The 16,624-nt window shown below is 62.6% G+C and carries 16 protein-coding genes and 1 tRNA gene; 3 read left to right on the top strand and 14 right to left on the bottom strand.

Going from position 1 to position 16,624, the window contains the following annotated elements; translation table 11 throughout:
• Positions 1-7 precede the first annotated feature (7 nt).
• From pgmG to ACFCW2_RS05995, 3 genes are read right to left on the bottom strand one after another with little or no spacing between them, the layout of a single operon-like run.
• Entirely contained in the window at positions 8-1,411 is a 1,404-nt protein-coding gene (gene pgmG, locus ACFCW2_RS06005; protein ID WP_379548719.1) for a phosphoglucomutase/phosphomannomutase PgmG, read from the bottom strand.
• Positions 1,408-1,704 (bottom strand): molecular chaperone DnaJ, encoded by a 297-nt coding sequence (locus ACFCW2_RS06000; protein ID WP_379548718.1) that lies wholly within the window; start codon positions 1,702-1,704, stop codon positions 1,408-1,410. The genes pgmG and ACFCW2_RS06000 overlap by 4 nt, the downstream gene beginning before the upstream one ends.
• Positions 1,705-1,715: 11 nt before the next feature.
• A complete protein-coding gene (locus tag ACFCW2_RS05995; RefSeq protein WP_379548717.1) occupies positions 1,716-2,528 on the bottom strand; it encodes a division plane positioning ATPase MipZ in 813 nt (270 codons plus the stop codon).
• Between the two features lie 92 nt (positions 2,529-2,620).
• On the opposite strand from ACFCW2_RS05995, the gene panC reads away from it, so the two are divergent.
• Positions 2,621-3,475 (top strand): pantoate--beta-alanine ligase, encoded by an 855-nt coding sequence (gene panC / locus ACFCW2_RS05990; RefSeq protein ID WP_379548716.1) that lies wholly within the window; start codon positions 2,621-2,623, stop codon positions 3,473-3,475.
• A gap of 248 nt (positions 3,476-3,723) precedes the next feature.
• On the opposite strand, the gene ACFCW2_RS05985 is transcribed toward panC, so the two are convergent.
• From ACFCW2_RS05985 to pepN, 9 genes are all read right to left on the bottom strand, one after another.
• Positions 3,724-3,797 (bottom strand) — tRNA-Gly (locus ACFCW2_RS05985).
• A gap of 70 nt (positions 3,798-3,867) precedes the next feature.
• The gene (locus tag ACFCW2_RS05980) at positions 3,868-4,500 is read right to left on the bottom strand and encodes an OmpA family protein (protein ID WP_379548715.1); all 633 of its coding nucleotides are present in this window, start codon (positions 4,498-4,500) and stop codon (positions 3,868-3,870) included.
• Positions 4,501-4,508: 8 nt separating this feature from the next.
• A complete protein-coding gene (locus ACFCW2_RS05975; RefSeq protein WP_379548714.1) occupies positions 4,509-6,404 on the bottom strand; it encodes a cation:proton antiporter in 1,896 nt (631 codons plus the stop codon).
• Positions 6,405-6,523: 119 nt separating this feature from the next.
• Positions 6,524-7,054 (bottom strand): adenine phosphoribosyltransferase, encoded by a 531-nt coding sequence (locus ACFCW2_RS05970; protein ID WP_379548713.1) that lies wholly within the window; start codon positions 7,052-7,054, stop codon positions 6,524-6,526.
• Positions 7,055-7,096: 42 nt separating this feature from the next.
• Positions 7,097-7,954, bottom strand: a complete 858-nt coding sequence (locus ACFCW2_RS05965; protein ID WP_379548712.1) for a cytochrome c1 — start codon at positions 7,952-7,954, stop codon at positions 7,097-7,099.
• Positions 7,955-7,977: 23 nt separating this feature from the next.
• Positions 7,978-9,270 carry a cytochrome b gene (locus ACFCW2_RS05960; RefSeq protein WP_379548711.1) on the bottom strand — a complete coding sequence of 431 codons (1,293 nt, stop codon included), beginning with the start codon at positions 9,268-9,270 and terminating at the stop codon, positions 7,978-7,980.
• 20 nt (positions 9,271-9,290) lie between these two features.
• Complete coding sequence (gene petA, locus ACFCW2_RS05955; RefSeq protein WP_379548710.1) at positions 9,291-9,869, bottom strand: ubiquinol-cytochrome c reductase iron-sulfur subunit; 579 nt, start codon at positions 9,867-9,869, stop codon at positions 9,291-9,293.
• A 177-nt stretch (positions 9,870-10,046) separates the two neighbouring features.
• A complete protein-coding gene (gene pgeF, locus ACFCW2_RS05950; protein WP_379548709.1) occupies positions 10,047-10,847 on the bottom strand; it encodes a peptidoglycan editing factor PgeF in 801 nt (266 codons plus the stop codon).
• A complete protein-coding gene (gene pepN, locus ACFCW2_RS05945; RefSeq protein WP_379548708.1) occupies positions 10,819-13,479 on the bottom strand; it encodes an aminopeptidase N in 2,661 nt (886 codons plus the stop codon). The genes pgeF and pepN overlap by 29 nt, the downstream gene beginning before the upstream one ends.
• A gap of 52 nt (positions 13,480-13,531) precedes the next feature.
• Here pepN and ACFCW2_RS05940 point away from each other — a divergent pair, with 52 nt between their 5' ends.
• A complete protein-coding gene (locus ACFCW2_RS05940) occupies positions 13,532-14,314 on the top strand; it encodes an SDR family NAD(P)-dependent oxidoreductase (RefSeq protein ID WP_379548707.1) in 783 nt (260 codons plus the stop codon).
• Here ACFCW2_RS05940 and ACFCW2_RS05935 read toward each other — a convergent pair.
• Both ACFCW2_RS05935 and ACFCW2_RS05930 read right to left on the bottom strand, forming a co-directional pair.
• Positions 14,311-15,237, bottom strand: a complete 927-nt coding sequence (locus ACFCW2_RS05935) for a DMT family transporter (protein WP_379548706.1) — start codon at positions 15,235-15,237, stop codon at positions 14,311-14,313. The two genes, ACFCW2_RS05940 and ACFCW2_RS05935, sit on opposite strands and share 4 nt — an antisense overlap.
• On the bottom strand, positions 15,234-16,253 hold the full coding sequence (locus ACFCW2_RS05930; RefSeq protein WP_379548705.1) for a threonine aldolase family protein: 1,020 nt from the start codon (positions 16,251-16,253) through the stop codon (positions 15,234-15,236). Before ACFCW2_RS05930 ends, ACFCW2_RS05935 begins: the two co-directional genes overlap by 4 nt.
• 51 nt (positions 16,254-16,304) lie before the next feature.
• Between ACFCW2_RS05930 and ACFCW2_RS05925 the strand changes: the two genes are divergently transcribed.
• Positions 16,305-16,622 (top strand): GNAT family N-acetyltransferase, encoded by a 318-nt coding sequence (locus ACFCW2_RS05925; protein WP_379548704.1) that lies wholly within the window; start codon positions 16,305-16,307, stop codon positions 16,620-16,622.
• The last annotated feature ends 2 nt before the right edge of the window (positions 16,623-16,624 follow it).

Here is a 16,624-nt window from a genome sequence, read left to right as displayed (position 1 = left end):
ACCGGTTTCAATGCCCCGCCTGTTCGCCGCGCTCCAGACCGCTCAGGCCCAGCTGCTCGTCGATCTGGGCCATCAGGCGTTCCAGACCGGCTTCATCATCGCTTTCTGCCCGGGCGACCAGCACATCCTGCGTATTCGAGGCCCGCAGCAGCCACCAGCCGTCATCGGTGGTCACGCGCACACCGTCGGTGCTGTCGACATCTGCGGGGCTGTCGGCAAGACGCGCCTTCACTTCGTCGATCGCGGCGAATTTGCGCGACTCGTCGACCTGGAACCGCATTTCCGGCGTGTTGATCATCGGCTTCATCGCGCCGCGCAACTGCGTGACCGATTTGCCCAGATTGGCCGAGGCCGCCATCAGGCGCAGCCCGGCATACAGAGCATCATCATAGCCGTAATAGGTGTCGGCAAAGAACACATGGCCGCTCATTTCGCCGGCCAGCGGAGCGCCTGTTTCCTTCATTTTGGACTTAATAAGGCTGTGACCGGTCTTCCACATCACCGGCGTCCCGCCATGCTCCGCGACATGATCGAACAGCGCGCGGCTCGCCTTCACATCCGCGATAATCGTGGCGTTAGGTAGTCTCCCCAATAGATCCTCGGCGTAGATCATCAGTAGCTGGTCACCCCAGACCACGCGGCCCTCGCCGTCGATTGCGCCGATCCGGTCGCCATCGCCGTCGAAAGCCACACCGAAGTCGAGCTTCTTGTCGGCGACCAGAGTGCGCAGGTCGGCCAGATTGGCCTCAACAGTGGGATCGGGATGATGATTGGGGAAATTGCCATCAACTTCAGCGAACAGGACATGATGTTCACCAGGGAGCTTCGCAACGAGCTTCTCAAGCGCGGGACCGGCGGCGCCGTTTCCGGCATCCCAGCCGATGCGCAGCCCGGCCAGACTGTCATGGTCGATCCCGTCCAGTGCCCCCATAAGCCGGTCTATATAGTCGTCGAGAATGGGCAGATCAGTGACTTCGCCAGCTCCGTCGAGCCAGTCTCCGGCAGCGGCCATGGCGCCGAGGTCCTGGATGTCCTGCCCGAAAAACGGTCGGCCCTGAAACACCATTTTGAAGCCGTTGTAATTGGCGGGATTGTGGCTGCCGGTTATTTCAATGCCGCCATCCACCTCTTCGCGTGAAGCTTCGGCATAATACAGCATCGGGGTGGGACCCATGCCGATAGTCACTACGTTGCAGCCGCTGGCAGTCAGGCCTTCGACCAACGCGCTCTCCAGAATGGGCGAGCTGACCCGCCCGTCATAGCCGACCGCCACGGTCTTGCCGCCGGCGCGCACCATCATCGTGCCGAAACTGCGCCCGATGGCGCGGGCATCCTCGGCTTCCAGCGTTTCGCCGATGATGCCGCGAATGTCGTATTCGCGCAGGATGGTCGGATTGAACGTATGGCTCATTGGGTCGGGCCTTCATCTGGGAGTTCATCGAGGAGAAGGTCGCGCGCAGCCGAAGCCTCGTGGACCTGTGCGTTGGTGCCGCCGCGATCCGGATGGACCATGGCGACCAGCCGCTTATGCGCGGCCAATATTTCAGCTTTGTTGGCATTTGCGGGCACAGAGAGAAGTTTGCGGGCATTGAACACCGCCTGCGCCCGGGTCGAGCGGGCCCGCAAATATTGCCACGGCCAGCGTCCGAAGACGACCCGGCAGGCGAGTGACAACACAGCGACAATGATCAGAAACCGCATCATTGGCGGTGACCTTAGGCGGGTTCGAGCTGTCGCGCCATATTAGGAATGGTCGGAAGGTTCAGACCCTTGAGCAATTGCCTGAGTTCCTGACGCGCAACCAGATGGCTGGTGCCCAAATCGCCCAGATGTCCTTTGTCGAGCAGCGTAAGCCCGCTGGGGAACAATTCGCGGTAAATCACCCGTTCGCTGAGGCCGGCAGTGATACGAAATCCGACTCGCTTGCTGAGCTCGGTCAGTGCTCGCTCGATCCGCGCCATATTGCGCGCCTCGACATGGCCGGTGCGGTTGCGCACCACGACCCAGTCCATTTCGCCGCGCTGCTCGTCAATGGTCGCGCGGCTGCGTTTCATCCGTGCTTCCCAGATCAGTTCGGCATAGAAGCTGAGGCGGCGGACCTTGAACGTCTCCGCATCCACCTGTCCAATCAGATCGAAATCGACAAAACTGTCATTCAGCGGAGTGACCAGCGTATCGGCTTGCGTGGCGGCATGGCGCGCCATCGGATCGTCACGGCCCGGCGTATCGAACAGCACAAAATCGGCCTCTGCGGCATGGCTGGAAACGAGGTCTTCAAGCGCGTTCACATCATCGCCATCAAACACCGCGCTGGTGGCCGTTGGTAACTCGATCTTGCGGCGCGCGGCGGTTTCGGCGCGGTTTTCGAGATAGCGGTCCATCGTGCGCTGACGGGGATCGAGGTCGATTGCCGCAACCTTGGCCCCGCCATAGGCCAGCGCGACCGCAACATGCACCGCTGTCGTCGATTTCCCGGTGCCGCCCTTTTCATTTGCGAAAACAATGCGGTGGGGGCGGTTTCGGGTCACGCGGACGGGTCCTTCGGATTGTATGGCTCGCGGTGGTATCGGGCGCGGGCCAGCGCTATTACAGGGCTTGGCATATCGAAGGGCTGGAATCCGTGCAAACATTCGAACGACTGGACATGTTGAGAACAGAGGTTGCCGCGCTGACCGATGGCGGCGCGCGCCTGGCTCTGGTGCCCACGATGGGCGCTCTGCATGAGGGGCATTTGACGCTGGTGCGCGAGGCGGCAAAGCACGCAGATCACGTTGCCGTTTCGATTTTCGTGAACCCCACCCAGTTTGGCCCGAACGAGGATCTGGACGCCTATCCGCGGCAGCTGGCAGAGGACAGCGCCATGCTGGAGGCAGAGGGCGTTTCGCTCTTGTGGGCCCCGACTGTCGGGGAGATGTATCCAATGGGCTTTGCCAGTTCCATCGCGGTGGAGGGCGTGAGCGCAGGCTTTTGCGGTGCAAACCGCCCGGGCCATTTCGACGGAGTCGCCACTGTCGTCTGCAAGCTATTCCATCAGGTGCTGCCGCATGTGGCGCTGTTCGGGGAGAAAGACTGGCAGCAATTGGCAGTCATCCGCGCGATGGCGCGCGATCTCGATCTTACCCGCCCGCATGTCACCGACATTATCGGCGTGCCGACTGTGCGTGAGCCCGACGGTCTCGCCATGTCGAGCCGCAACCGGTATCTGACCCCGCCGCAGCGCGCGGCCGCCGCTGCACTTCCCAATGCCATGCAGCTGGCCAAGGCCGAGATGGAAATGGGCGCGCCCGCCGACACAGCGATGGCGACCCTGCGCGAGGTCTTGCTGACCTCCGGCTTCGATAGTGTCGACTATGCCAATCTTGCGGATGCAGGTTCGCTGCAGGTGCTGGAAAAGCTGGGTGAGGAACCCGCAAGGCTGCTTGTGGCGGCCCGGATCGGGAGCACAAGATTGATCGATAATCTTGCTGTTGGATGAACCTAGAAGGCATGGATTAATCGAGCCTGACCAAGGGCTTATCTGCCTGTCCCCTACCTAGGTGACGCGTAACATTCGGAAAGTGTGATAAACAATCATTGCTCGCAAGAGCAGCCCTATGGGGCGCGTCCCGAGGCCGTCCCCATGGGCCGGCGCGAGGGCCGCACCTAAGGGTCGCAGGGGCCGGGTGTCATCAGCTTGTCTGGGGGCATTCGGCCTTTGACCTGGTCCTTGCCGGGTGCGGTCTCTGGAGCGGGTAAGGGGAATCGAACCCCTCTAGCTAGCTTGGAAGGCTAGAGCATTACCACTATGCTATACCCGCGATCCGAGAGAAACGCCGATGCCACCGGCAGGGGCGGTTGGTCAACCATTTCGACGCACCATCGCCGGTTCTAGCTGCCAACAGGGTCCCTGAGCAGACTGCCTGTCGCGCCCGGTTCGGTGGTTGGTGCTTCGGGTTCGGCTGGCGCGGGAATAGTCGCCCCTTCGGGCACCGCAACATGGATATCGACCCGTCGATTGGCCGCGCGCCCGGGCTCGTTCGGTGTGCCATCGGGCAGGGCGTTCGGCTCCAGCGGATTTTGCTCGCCAAAGGCGACGGTGGTGATGCGGCTCTCGGCCACGCCATTGTCCACCAGCCACTGCGCCACAGCATCAGCGCGCTCCTGAGACATGCGCAGATTGAGCGCATCATTGCCCCCCGCATCGCTGTGGCCGCGCAAGGTAATCAAGCCATCGAACTGCGCAATTTGCGGGCTTTCCAGCAACTCCGAGAGCGCGTTGACCGCTTCGCCGGTCAATTCCGTGCCGCTATCGCCAAATCCAAGAGTGAGCGTAAGCGGTTCCAGCTCCAGCGTTCGCGCAATCTCGATATCCGGTCGAATGATGGAGGCTTGCTCTCCGGTATTGGCGCTCGGGGCCTCTTCGATATCAGCCGTGGGCTCCGGAGCCGGATCGGCATCCGCGCAGGCAGCGAGCGCCAGGCTCGCCGTGGCCACGAGAAGCGTGCGGAGTGTCATGCTCATCCTCATTGTCATGCCGGTTTGGGACGCGCGCCGCTGCCCCCATCCTTCGGCTTATCTTTCGGTTTCTTGCTGTCCTTGCGCGCCTCGCGCTTGGCGGTCATCTCATCCGCGGTTTTCGGCTGCGGCGGACTGTACGAGACGATGACATCACCCGCACGCGGTTCGGGGCGGGCAGCGTGGGTAAAGAAGCGCATCCGCCCGCTCTCGCGCAGCAAGAGCAGCATATGGGTCGAATCGGGCAGTTTCTCCTGCGCGTCCTCGAAATCGAACTGGTCGGACAGCTTTGTGCGGCGGAACACCCAGCCTTGCTGCTGGCGTTCCTGCACGTCCCCTACGCCGAATCCGCTTTCGAACAGCGACCGGCCCCGCAAGCTTTCCGGCAAGGCGCGGTGGTCCTCGTCATCCGAATCGCCCAGCTGGTAAACCGAATCGCGACCGACTTCGTGCGCGAATTCGTTGCATACCAGCGCGTTATAGGCCTCGTTATCGGTTGCCGCGACGAGCACCTGATAGGGCCCCAGATCGAGATTATGCTCGGTCGCTTCGTTCAGGATTTCCCCGTGGTAATAGGGCAGACCGGCACGGCGGGCGGCGGCGAGGCGCTGCCAGCTCGAATCGACGATCATGACCGGTGTCTTCAGCTCCAGCATCTGCTTGGCGAGGGCAATGGTCCACGGCGTGCTGCCGGCAATCAGAAGGCCGGGCCGTGTATCGCCCTTCACCTTGAGCAGCTTGGCCACGAAGTCGACCGTGAATCCATGCGCGATGATCGTAGTGACGACCACCGCGAAGCTCAGACCCACGAGGATCGAGCCATCGCCATAGCCCAGCTCGTTCAGGCGCAACGCGAACAGGCCGCAAATGGCGACCAGCACAATGCCGCGCGGGGCAATCCATGCGAGGAACAGGCGCTCGTTCCAGGGCACCGAGCTTCCAAGCAAGCTGAGCAACACCGTGGCCGGACGCACGAGAAACAGGAGCGCGAGAAGGAACAGGCCGAAGCGCCACTCGAAATCACGCAATTCCTCGAAATCGAGCCCGGCCGACAGCAGGATAAAGATGCCGGATACCAGAATGACGGCGATATTTTCTTTGAACGGGTGGATGCTGCGCAGGCTGGAGACATTCATATTGGCCAGCGCAATGCCCATCACGGTGACGGCGACCAGCCCGGCCTCGTGCTCGATCTTGTTGGAAATGACGAAGACACCGATCACCGTGGTGAACAGCACCGGCACTTTGAGATATTCCGGCACCGCGCCGCGCGGGAAAGCCCAGGCAATGGCGGCGGCGGCCGCAAAGCCCAGCAGTCCGGCGATAATTGCCGCGAAAATGAGCGGGGGCACGACTTCGAAAACCGAGGCTCCGGGTGTCTCGGCGGCGATGCGGAAATATTCGTAGGCGATGACCGCGGCCAGCGCGCCGAAGGGATCGTTGACGATGGCTTCCCATTTCAGCGTCGAGGCCGGGCGGGTCTGCACGCTGGACTGCCGCAGCATCGGGATCACCACGGTCGGCCCTGTCACCACCAGAATTCCGGCGAACAGGATCGCAACCGGCCAGACAAGACCGGCCACATAATAGGCGGCGAGTGCTCCGAACAGCCAGCCGAGCGGGACACCGAACACCACCAGTCGCCAGACGCCATCGCCCGAATGGCGCAATTCGCGCAGGTCGAGGCTCAGGCCCCCTTCGAACAGGATAAGGGCCACGCCGAGGCCTATCATCGGCTCCAGCAAATCGCCGAAGGTTTCTTCAGGGTCGAAAATGCCGAAGACCGGCCCGGCCAGAAAGCCAGCCAGCAGCATCAGGACAATTGCGGGCCAGCCCGTGCGCCACGCAACCCATTGGGCGCCGATTCCCAGAACACCGACTGTTGCAATGACGAGCGCTTGCGATTCCATCAGAGTTCCTCAAAACGGTGCATCAGACACGCCGCAGCGGCAGAGCCTACAGCGTATCGGGGGCGGGCGCCATCCCCTCCAAGGTTTTCAGCGGCTTAGCCCGCTGCGCCGTACACCCGTCATTCCCCGTCGAATGCGATGAGCGCTTCGACTTCGACGCCGCTGGAGCGCAGTTTTGCCGCCCCGCCCAGATCCGGCAGGTCGATCACAAAGACCGCCCGGTCAATCTCCGCCCCCGCCTGACGCAGCAATTGCGCAGCGGCGCAGGCAGTGCCGCCGGTGGCAATCAGATCGTCGACAATCGCGACGCGCGCGCCGTGCGTCATGGTCGACGGGTCCAGCTCGAGCCGGTCGGTGCCGTATTCGAGATCGTAGTCCACGCCGATCGTTTCGACCGGCAATTTGCCGGGCTTGCGGATCGGGATGAAGCCCACACCCAGCCGGATCGCCACGGCCGCGCCGAAGATAAATCCGCGCGCTTCCATGCCGGCAATGGCCTGTGCGCCGTGCGAGCGCTCGGCCAGATGCTCGATGGCGGCACCCAAGGCCTCGGGATGCGCCAGCAATGTACCGATATCTCGGAACTGGATGCCGGGCTTGGGAAAGTCCGGCACCGTGCGGATGATGGCGCGCAGTTCGTCCGGGCTCATGGCCCGGTGCTTTCGCAAAGCAGGATCACCCGCAGCGAGAGATCAGTCCTTGCGCTTGGACGGCTTCACAGCCGACCAGATCTGCTGCTTGGCCATCCATGCAAGGATCGTGGCGAAGACGAGGAAGATCATCACCGGCCAGCCGGTCTGCTTGCGCTTGATCATTGTCGGCTCGGCGCCCCAGGTCAGGAATGCCGTCACGTCTTCCGACATTTGCGGAACCGTGGCCTCTGTCCCGTCATCATAGGTCACCTGCCCATCGGACATCAGCGGCGGCGCCATCGCGATGTTGAGGTACTTGAAATACGGGTTGTAATAGAGGCCGAAGGGCGTCGAGAATTCGGGGAATTGCTCGGTCAGTTCAGCAGGGATTTCCTGATAGCCCGACAGCAGCGAATAGACGTAATTTGTCCCGTTCTTGCGCGCCTTGGTGATCAGCGAAAGATCAGGCGGAATGGCGTTGTTGTTGGCCGCAGCCGCCGCAACGTCATTTGGATAGGGCGAGGGAATGTAGTCGGTCGGCTCTGCGGGACGCATAATCGACTCGCCGGTCGCCGGATCGACACCGGGGACCTGCCACGTGGCCGCCTCTGCGCGCACCTGATTCTCGGTGTAGCCGAGCTCTGCAAGATTACGGAAAGCGATGAACTTCATGCCGTGGCAGGCCGAGCACACTTCCTTGTAGACCTTGTAGCCACGCTGGAGCTGGGCGATGTCCCATTTGCCCAGCGGCCCTGAGAACGACCAGCCGCCTTCGGGTGCCTTGGCGTCGAGATGGAAGACCTTTTCAGCGGTCTTGGGCGTTTCGGTCGTCGCGGCATTGTAAGCGTCAACCACGAAGGAGACCATCACCACCAGGGTGAAGAGCAGGCCTGCACCGATTGCGAGTAGGCGAACCATAGTAAAACTCTTTCCTAATTCGCTCAGACGGCGGGCTGGGCGTTTTCACCCAGCACTGCTTGTTTGTCGGACCCCAACACGGCCTCGGTAATCGAATAGGGCAGCGGCTCCGGCTTCTCGAAAGAAGAGATGAGCGGCAGGATCACGAGGAAGTGCAGGAAGTAATAGGCGGTCCCGATCTGGCTGGCCAGAATGGTGAAGGTCGACAGAGGCGCGCCCCCGCAATAGCCGAGCACCAGAATACACGGGATCAGACCGAACCAGAAGAACTTGCGGAACAGCGGGCGATAGTGACCGCTGCGGACCGGCGACCGGTCGAGCCAGGGCAGGATGAACCACAGCAGGATCGATGCAAACATTCCGATCACGCCCCACAGCTTGGCCGGGAGAATGAAGTCGAAGGTGAAGGCCCGCAGGATCGCGTAGAACGGCCAGAAATACCATTCCGGCACGATGTTCGCAGGCGTGGCCAGCGGGTTCGCCTCGATATAGTTATCCGCATGGCCGAGGAAGTTCGGCAGGAAGAACACCATCGCGAGATAGGCAATCAGGAAGACGCCCAGTCCGAAACCGTCCTTCGCCGTATAATACGGGTGGAACGGCACCGTGTCGCTTTCGCTCTTCACTTCAACGCCGGTCGGGTTCGACGAACCCGGAATGTGCAGTGCCCAGATATGCAGGATGATCACACCCGCCGTTACGAAGGGCAGCAGGAAGTGCAGGCTGAAGAAGCGGTTCAGAGCGGCGTTGTCGGGCGCATAACCGCCCAGCAGCCAGATCTGGATCGGCTCACCCACCAGCGGGATGGCGCCGAACAGGCCGGTAATCACCTTCGCGCCCCAGAAGCTCATCTGGCCCCATGGCAGCACGTAGCCCATGAAGGCCGTCGCCATCACCAGCAGGAAGATCACCACGCCGAGCAGCCAGATCATCTCGCGCGGCGCCTTGTAAGAACTGTAATAGAGCCCGCGGAAAATATGCAGATACAGCACGAGGAAGAAGAAGCTCGCCCCGTTGGCGTGGGCGTACCGCAGCATCCAGCCCCAATTGACGTTGCGCATGATGTGCTCGGTGCTGGAGAACGCAACCAGCGCGTTGGGCGCATAGTGCATCGCCAGAATGACACCGGTGACGATCTGCAAGACAAGGCAAAAGCCCGCCAGCACACCGAAATTCCACATGTAAGACAGGTTGCGCGGCACGGGGTAACCCGCGCCCACGGCATTGTAGACGAGGCGCGGCAAAGGCAGCTTCTCGTCGATCCACTTCGTGAAATCGTTGCCGGGGGTGTATTGCTTGGCCCAGGGAAAGCTCATAATTTCATTCTCTCTAGCGCTTAGCCTACGCGGATGGTGGTGTCGGACGTGAATTCATAGTCCGGCACTTCGAGATTGGTCGGTGCGGGGCCCTTGCGGATGCGCCCTGCGGTATCGAATTGCGAGCCGTGGCAGGGGCAGAAATAGCCCCCGAACTCGCCCTTGTCCTCACCCTCGGCAGCGCCCAGCGGCACGCAGCCGAGATGGGTGCACACGCCCATGGTGACGAGCACATCTTCATGGCCTTCCTTGGTCCGGTCGGCGAGGCTTTCCGCGTCGCGCAGCGAACCGGTCGGCGTGTCGTTGGCCGCGCTGATTTCTGCCGGTGTCAGGCGGCGCACGAACAGCGGCTGCTTGCGGAAAACGGCCTTGATCGCCTGACCCGGCTCGATAGCCGAGACATCCACATCCGTGCTGCTTTCGGCAAGCACGTCAGCCGAGGGGGCCATCTGGGTGATCAGTGGATAGACCGCGCCCAAGGCACCAACACCGGCTGCGCTGAGCGCCGCAATGTTAATGAAATCGCGCCGACGGACTCCGTCATCGCCGTCATGCTCTGCGACGTTTTCTGCAGTTGCTGTGCCTGACGTATCAGCCATCAATTCCTACCCTAATCAGCAGGCGACAAAATTATGGATCGCCCGACCTGTTTCAAACGGCCTGCATTGCGCTTAACGTAAATACAGCCCCTACGCATAACGGTTCCCCGAATGCGGGGCGGCCCTAGCCGCTCTGCCGTGCAATGCCAATGGCCTTTAGCGCATCTGATATCGCGCTTAATGCAACCCGATCAATGCCGCCTGTCGTCCGTAGTCCGCTTCGCCGCGGTGAGTCGAACGGCGGAAAGAGTAGAAACGCGCTTCATCCGTGTAGGTATCGAGACCGAGCGGCTGGACTACTCCGGCCCCGGCTTGGCGCAACCGTGCGGCCACAAAGCCCTCCAGATCGAAATGCAGGCGGTCGCCTTTCCCGGCAGCGAAAAAGCGTCCGTCGTCTTCGGCAAATTCGCTACGCATTTCCGGCCCGACTTCGTAGCTTGCCTGAGCAATGGATGGCCCGATCGCGCAGGCGATATCGGCCCGGCGCGCGCCAACGCTTTCCATCACATCCAGTGTGGCTTCCAGAATTCCGCCCACAGCGCCGCGCCACCCCGCATGGGCAGCGGCAACCACGCCGGCCTTGCGGTCGGCGAGCAGTACCGGCGCGCAATCGGCAGTGACGACGCCGACCAGCAGGCCGGGAACTGCAGTGACCAGAGCATCGGCGCGCGGGCGCTCGTCACCCTCCACCGGCCTCTCGACCACCACCGCATCGGCGCTATGCACCTGATACGGCATAGCGAGCTGCGCACCCGGCAGGATGGAGGCGACCGCCCGGCGACGATTCTCGGCCACACTGGCGGGATCGTCGCCTGCACCCATCCCGAATTGCAAGCCCGCCACCGGTCCAGTGGAAACGCCGCCCTCGCGGGTCAGGAAGCCGTGGGGTATACGGTCCAACGCATCGGCGCGGATCGGGGAAACCGGCGCGTCGGTCTCGTTCCAGCGATTAGCCAAGGCTGCGGCTGACCTGCTCATAGGTGTCGCGCGAGAGCGAGTCCGCAGCAGCGATTCGCTCCAGCTCCGCCCGCATCAGCGCGGCCCGGCCCGGCTCCATCCGCCGCCACCGGCCCAGCGGCGAAACGAACCGCGCCGCAGTCTGCGGGTTGATCGGGTCGAGTGCCAGAATGAGGTCAGCAATCATCGAATAGCCCGCGCCGCTCTCGCTATGGAAGGCATGCGGGCTGGCCGCGAACGCCATATAGAGCGAGCGCACCCGGTTCGGGTTGCGCAGGGTGAAATCCGGATGATCGGCCAATGCCTTCACATGCGCGATGACATCCGGGTGCAACGAGCCCGCCTGAAGCGCGAACCACTTGTCGATGACCAGCGGATTGCCCCGATAGCGCTCGTAGAAATCGGCCAGCGCGGCATCCCGCTCCGGCCCCTCCAGCCCGCAAAGCACCATCAGCGCGCCCTGCCGGTCAGTCATATTGTCGGCCGCTGCATATTGCTGCGCCGCCAGCTCGGCAGCCTTGGCCGGATCGCTCGCGGCGGCGTAGATCAGCACCTGCGTCTTCACCTTGCGGGCACCGCGCGCTTCCTGCGACATGCCGAAGGGCACCGCCTCCGCCCGCTCGTAAAGCGCGTGTAGTTCCGCCGCCAGTTCGCGCCCGAGATAGGCCTTCAGCGCTTCGCGTTCGGCATGGATTGCGCCCGGCTGCGCGGTCAGCATCTGCTCCATCAGATAGGTCTGGCTGGGCATCAGCATCAATTCGCCGCGCATCGAATCGTCCAGCGCTTCGTCGGTCAGGATCGCCCGCAGCGCAGTGGCGACCGCCTGACGTCCAGCCTGTGCATCGCCGGTGCCGTTCACCGCGTCCAGCAGTACCCCGACCATCAGTTCCTGCATCGCCTCGTAGCGGGCGAAACTGTCATCATCATGCGCAGCGAGGAACACCAGATCGTCTCGCGGAACGGTGCGTTCGATCGACACCGGCGCGGTAAAGCCGCGATTGATCGACAGGACCGGCGCCTTCGCAAAGCCATCGAAACGCAGCGTTTTGCTCGGCGCATCCAGCATCACCAATTGCTCGCCCGAATGCTGGCCGGTTTCCCGGTCTAGCAGCGCGATCTTCAGCGGAATCGGCATCGGGAGTTTCGCCGGTTGGCCCGGTGTGGGCGGAACGGTCTGGGTCAGCTTCAGCGTTGCGGTGTCGCCCTCATGCTCCAGCGAAACCTCGACCTTGGGCGTGCCGGCCTGCCGATACCACAGGCGGAACTGCGCGAGATCGAGGCCCGTGCCGTCTTCCATCGCCTTGACGAAATCCTCGCAGCTCGCGGCCTCGCCGTCATGGCGATCGAAATAGAGGTCGCACCCTGCACGGAAAGCCGCCTCGCCCGCCATCACCCGCATCATCCGGATGACTTCGGCGCCTTTGTTATAGACGGTGGAGGTATAGAAGTTGCTGATCTCGCGGTAGGAATCGGGCCGGATCGGATGCGCCAGCGGGCCGGAATCCTCGGGGAACTGGATGCCACGCAAGATCCGCACATCCTCGATCCGCTTGACTGCCTCGCCCTGCATATCCTGCGAGAAAAGCTGGTCGCGCAAAACGGTGAAGCCTTCTTTCAGCGACAGCTGGAACCAGTCGCGGCAAGTGATGCGGTTGCCCGACCAATTATGGAAGTATTCGTGGGCAATCACACCCTCGACCGCATCGAAATCGCCATCGGTCGCGGTGTCCTGATCGGCCAGCACATATTTCGTGTTGAAGACGTTGAGGCCCTTGTTCTCCATCGCGCCCATGTTGAAATCGCTGACCGCCACGATGTTGTAGATGTCGAGATCGTATTCGCGCCCGAAGGTCTCCTCGTCCCATTTCATCGAGGTTTTCAGCGATTCCATCGCATGCTCGGTCCGGTCCAGATCGCCATCGCGGACCCACACAGCCAGGTCGACCTCCCGGCCATTCATGGTGGTGAAGCTGTCCCGCCGCGCTACCAGATCGCCGGCGACCAGCGCGAAGAGATAGGACGGTTTCAGCCACGGGTCCTGCCACACAGCATAGTGGCGCTCTTCTCCGTCTTCGGCGCCCTCGGCATCGCCCGTCTCCACTTCGTTGCCATTGGCTAGCAGGATCGGAAAATCGGCCTTCGATGCCTCCATGCGCACTGTGTAGCTGGACAGCACATCGGGGCGGTCGGGGAAGAAGGTTATCCGGCGGAAGCCCTCTGCCTCGCATTGGGTACACAGCATTCCGTTGGAGGCGAACAGGCCCATCAGAGCGCTGTTGGCGCTTGGGTCGATAATCGTGGTGATCTGCAGCTGATGCGCGTCACCCGGCAGAGTGATCAGCAGATCATCGCCCTCCATGGTCCAGCCGGCATGCTCCGCGCCATCGACGCTCAGTGACTCAAGCGTAAGCCCGTCACCGTTCAGACGGATCGTCGGCGAAGGATCGGCCGCCGGATTGCGCTCTACCTGCAGAGTCGCGACAACGGTCGTGCGCTCCAGCCCCAGATCGAAATCGAGATGCGTTGTCGGCACCAGCCACGCGAACGGGGCATAATCCTCGCGGCGGATAATCGCGGGTTCCTTTGGCTCCGGCGGCGCATCGGCCAGTTGCGGGTTGCCATCGGCGGTCGAGGGGGTGCGGGCGATATCCATAGGGTGTCAGCTACTCTCTTTCCTGAAGCTCTCAAATGGGTAGAACCTGCCTATGAAGCAAATGTTCATTTTCGGCCTCGGCTATTCGGCCAAACGCATTGCCGCGGCGCTGGAGAGCGACGGCTGGAGCGTTGTGGCCACGGGCAGCGATGGCACGGTCGACTTTGCCGATGGCGACGCAGTGCGCGCGGCGCTGGCGGCTTCGAGCCATATTTTGTCTTCCGTGCCACCGGACCGGGAAAGCGGCACCGATCCAGTGCTGGAAAAATACGCGGACGCCTTGCAGCAAACCTGGCTCGGCTATCTCTCCTCGACCGGCGTATACGGCGATCAGGATGGTGCGTGGGTGGACGAGACTTCGCCCACCGGGACGGGCAGACGCACAGCTCGCAGCGATGCGGATGCGCGCTGGATGGAACTGGGCGCGCGGGTGTTTCGCCTGCCCGGTATTTACGGCCCCGGACGCAGCGCGCTGGACAGGGTGAAGGAGGGGAAGGCGCGGCGGATCGACATGCCCGGACAGGTGTTCAGCCGCGTGCATGTCGAGGACATCGCCAGCGGCGTGGTCGCGGCGGTCAAGAGCAATGCACCGGCGGGTGCTTACAACCTCGGCGATGATCTGCCTGCCAGCGGCAATGCCGTGACGGAAGAAGCGTGCCGGTTGCTGGGTGTCGCGCCGCCGCCAATGCAGACGCTGGAGGAGGCCAATCTCTCGGAAATGGCGATGGGCTTCTACTCGGAAAACCGGCGGGTCGCGAACGGCAAAGCCAAGCGCGTGCTGGGGTGGGAGCCGAAATATCGCACTTACCGCGAGGGTTTGCGCGCGCTGATCTAGGGCTTTGGCGCTTGCTTCGCACGCAGGGCCAAGACCATGCCGATAACCGCGAGCACCATCCCGCCGATCGTCAGGCCGGTCCAGCGGTAATCCTCGAACAAAGTCGAAATCAGCATCGCAACAGAGATCGTCAAAATCGAATTATAGGCCGTGCGCCCCGCCCCGATCTCGCGCACCAGATTGTAATGCAGCGGAAAGGTGACAACCGACCCGATCAGCGCGAGATAGACGATCCCCGTCCAGTATTGCGTGCCAGTCGGCACAGGTGGCGGGCCAGCGGTCGCCAGCGCAAAGCCGAGATCGAAAAGCGTCCCGTACAGCATCGCCCATGCAAGCAGGCTGACCATCGGCACGCCGCGCCCGACAGGGTTCGCCTGAATGACATTCGCCACCGAAGCAGCGACAATACCCAGCATCGCCAGCAGGATCCCCAGTGCCACATTGCCGCCAATCACCCCCGCATCGGGATTGGCGCGCCATTCGTGCAGCAACAGCAGTGAAACCCCGACAATCGCGACCGCACTGCCGAGCCAGAAGGTTCCTTGCTGGCGTTCGCCGAGGAAGAACCGGGCGAGCAATGCATTGGGCACCATCAACAGCCCGAACATCATCGCGACGATGCCGGACGTCACGTAAAGCTCCGCATGATAGACAAACAGGAAATTGCCGCTGAACTGGAATATGCCGACCAATATCGCCAGCCGATGCTCCGCCGCTGTGAGACGCAAGCGGCGTTTCATCAGCAAAGCGACGAGGAATAGAGCAGGCGTTGCCAGCGCGAAACGGTAGAACACTGACCACGCCGCCGGAACGCCGCTGATTTGTCCGGTGATGACGAACCAGGTCGAGCCCCAGATCGTCCCCGTCAGCAGGAACGGGATAACCACCCGCCAGCTGAGCATGGCCTGCTGCGGTGATGTCATAGCGCCGCGATGGCCTTGCCCAGAGCCTGAGCTGCGCTCTGGTCGCTGTCCCAGCTAGCCACGAACCGCGCCGCATCCGCGCCCCAGTCGTAAAACTCGAAACCCTGCGCCCGCAACGCCTCGCGCTCGGCCGCATCCAAGCGCATGAAGACCTCGTTGGCCTCCACCGGATGCATCAACCGCTCGCCCACCTCGGCGACAATCGCTTGTGCCGCCGCGTTGGCCGCGCGGGCATTGCTGAGCCACACATCGCCCTCCACCATCGCCAGCAATTGCGCGGCGAGATAGCGGCCCTTGGATTGCAAATGGCCCGAGCGTTTGCGGCGATAGCGCACCATGTCGGCCAACGCGGGATCGAAGAACACGATCGCTTCGGCATTCATACCGCCGTTTTTGACACAGCCGAAACTGAGCGCCTGTGCAGAGCCGACAGCCTCTGCCGGAGTGCAGCCGAGATGCGCCACCGCATTGGCAAAGCGCGCCCCGTCGACATGCAGGCCCAGTCCGCGTTCGTGTGCGAGCGCGCCAATCGCTGCCAGCTCCTCGGGGCGGTAGCTGCGGCCATATTCGCTCGCCTGCGTTACAGAGATGGCGTGCGGCTGCACCTGGTGCACATCGTCGCGGATCGGGTCGATTACCGCCGCGATGGCCTCCGGCGTCAGCTTCGCGCCCTCACCCTCGGCCAATAGCAACTTGGCCCCGTGGAGATAAAAGCCGGGCGCGCCGCCTTCGTCCATCTCGATATGCGCCTCGCGGTGGCACACAACCCCGCCATGCGGGGGCACCATGGCCGACAGGGCAAGGCAGTTCGCCGCTGTGCCGGTAGCGACCCACAGCACCGCGACGTCCTGCCCGAAAACAGCGCCGAATGCGTCATCCAGCCGCTGCGACAAGGCATCGCCGTCATAGGGCGCATCGCCCTCATCCGCCGCACGCATCGCATCCCACAGCGCAGGGTGCACGGTGGCGGCATTGTCCGACAGGAAGCGGGCGGGTGAAGAGGGCGAATGGCTCATGGGGAACGCCCTTACGCCCCGCATCGTTGAGCGCAAGAAGGAGCATCATCCGTGAGCATCGATCAAGCAGACGTAACCATCACCCACCACGGCCAAGGGCAAGGCGGCAAATATGTCGCCGAACTCGCGGGCGAAACCACAAACGGCTATCTCGAATGGGAGCCTCGCCAGAACAGCAGCGGCGAGGATATCCGCGTGGCCACCCACACCATCGTGCCCCGCGAAATCGGCGGGCGCGGCGTGGCCGGGCATCTGGTCAAGCGTTTGGTGGCCGATGCCCGCGAGCACGGCTTCAAAATCGTGCCGCAATGTTCCTATGTCGCAAAGAAGTTCGACGAGAACCCCGATTGGGCAGATTTGCGCGCTTAGGG

Source organism: Qipengyuania algicola, assembly GCF_042492175.1.
Classification (GTDB): domain Bacteria; phylum Pseudomonadota; class Alphaproteobacteria; order Sphingomonadales; family Sphingomonadaceae; genus CAJXSN01.
This window is presented reverse-complemented; position numbering and strand designations above follow the sequence as displayed.

Bases quoted from the DNA above. Each gene is read 5' to 3' on its own strand.
- pgeF (WP_379548709.1), bottom strand. From the start codon at position 10,847: ATGAGCAGGTCAGCCGCAGCCTTGGCTAATCGCTGGAACGAGACCGAC.
- ACFCW2_RS05940 (WP_379548707.1), top strand. From the start codon at position 13,532: ATGAAGCAAATGTTCATTTTCGGCCTCGGCTATTCGGCCAAACGCATT.
- ACFCW2_RS05960 (WP_379548711.1), bottom strand. From the start codon at position 9,270: ATGAGCTTTCCCTGGGCCAAGCAATACACCCCCGGCAACGATTTCACG.
- ACFCW2_RS05935 (WP_379548706.1), bottom strand. From the start codon at position 15,237: ATGACATCACCGCAGCAGGCCATGCTCAGCTGGCGGGTGGTTATCCCG.
- ACFCW2_RS05975 (WP_379548714.1), bottom strand. From the start codon at position 6,404: ATGGAATCGCAAGCGCTCGTCATTGCAACAGTCGGTGTTCTGGGAATC.
- ACFCW2_RS05980 (WP_379548715.1), bottom strand. From the start codon at position 4,500: ATGAGCATGACACTCCGCACGCTTCTCGTGGCCACGGCGAGCCTGGCG.
- ACFCW2_RS06000 (WP_379548718.1), bottom strand. From the start codon at position 1,704: ATGATGCGGTTTCTGATCATTGTCGCTGTGTTGTCACTCGCCTGCCGG.
- ACFCW2_RS05930 (WP_379548705.1), bottom strand. From the start codon at position 16,253: ATGAGCCATTCGCCCTCTTCACCCGCCCGCTTCCTGTCGGACAATGCC.
- ACFCW2_RS05965 (WP_379548712.1), bottom strand. From the start codon at position 7,954: ATGGTTCGCCTACTCGCAATCGGTGCAGGCCTGCTCTTCACCCTGGTG.
- pepN (WP_379548708.1), bottom strand. From the start codon at position 13,479: ATGGATATCGCCCGCACCCCCTCGACCGCCGATGGCAACCCGCAACTG.
- pgmG (WP_379548719.1), bottom strand. From the start codon at position 1,411: ATGAGCCATACGTTCAATCCGACCATCCTGCGCGAATACGACATTCGC.
- petA (WP_379548710.1), bottom strand. From the start codon at position 9,869: ATGGCTGATACGTCAGGCACAGCAACTGCAGAAAACGTCGCAGAGCAT.
- ACFCW2_RS05970 (WP_379548713.1), bottom strand. From the start codon at position 7,054: ATGAGCCCGGACGAACTGCGCGCCATCATCCGCACGGTGCCGGACTTT.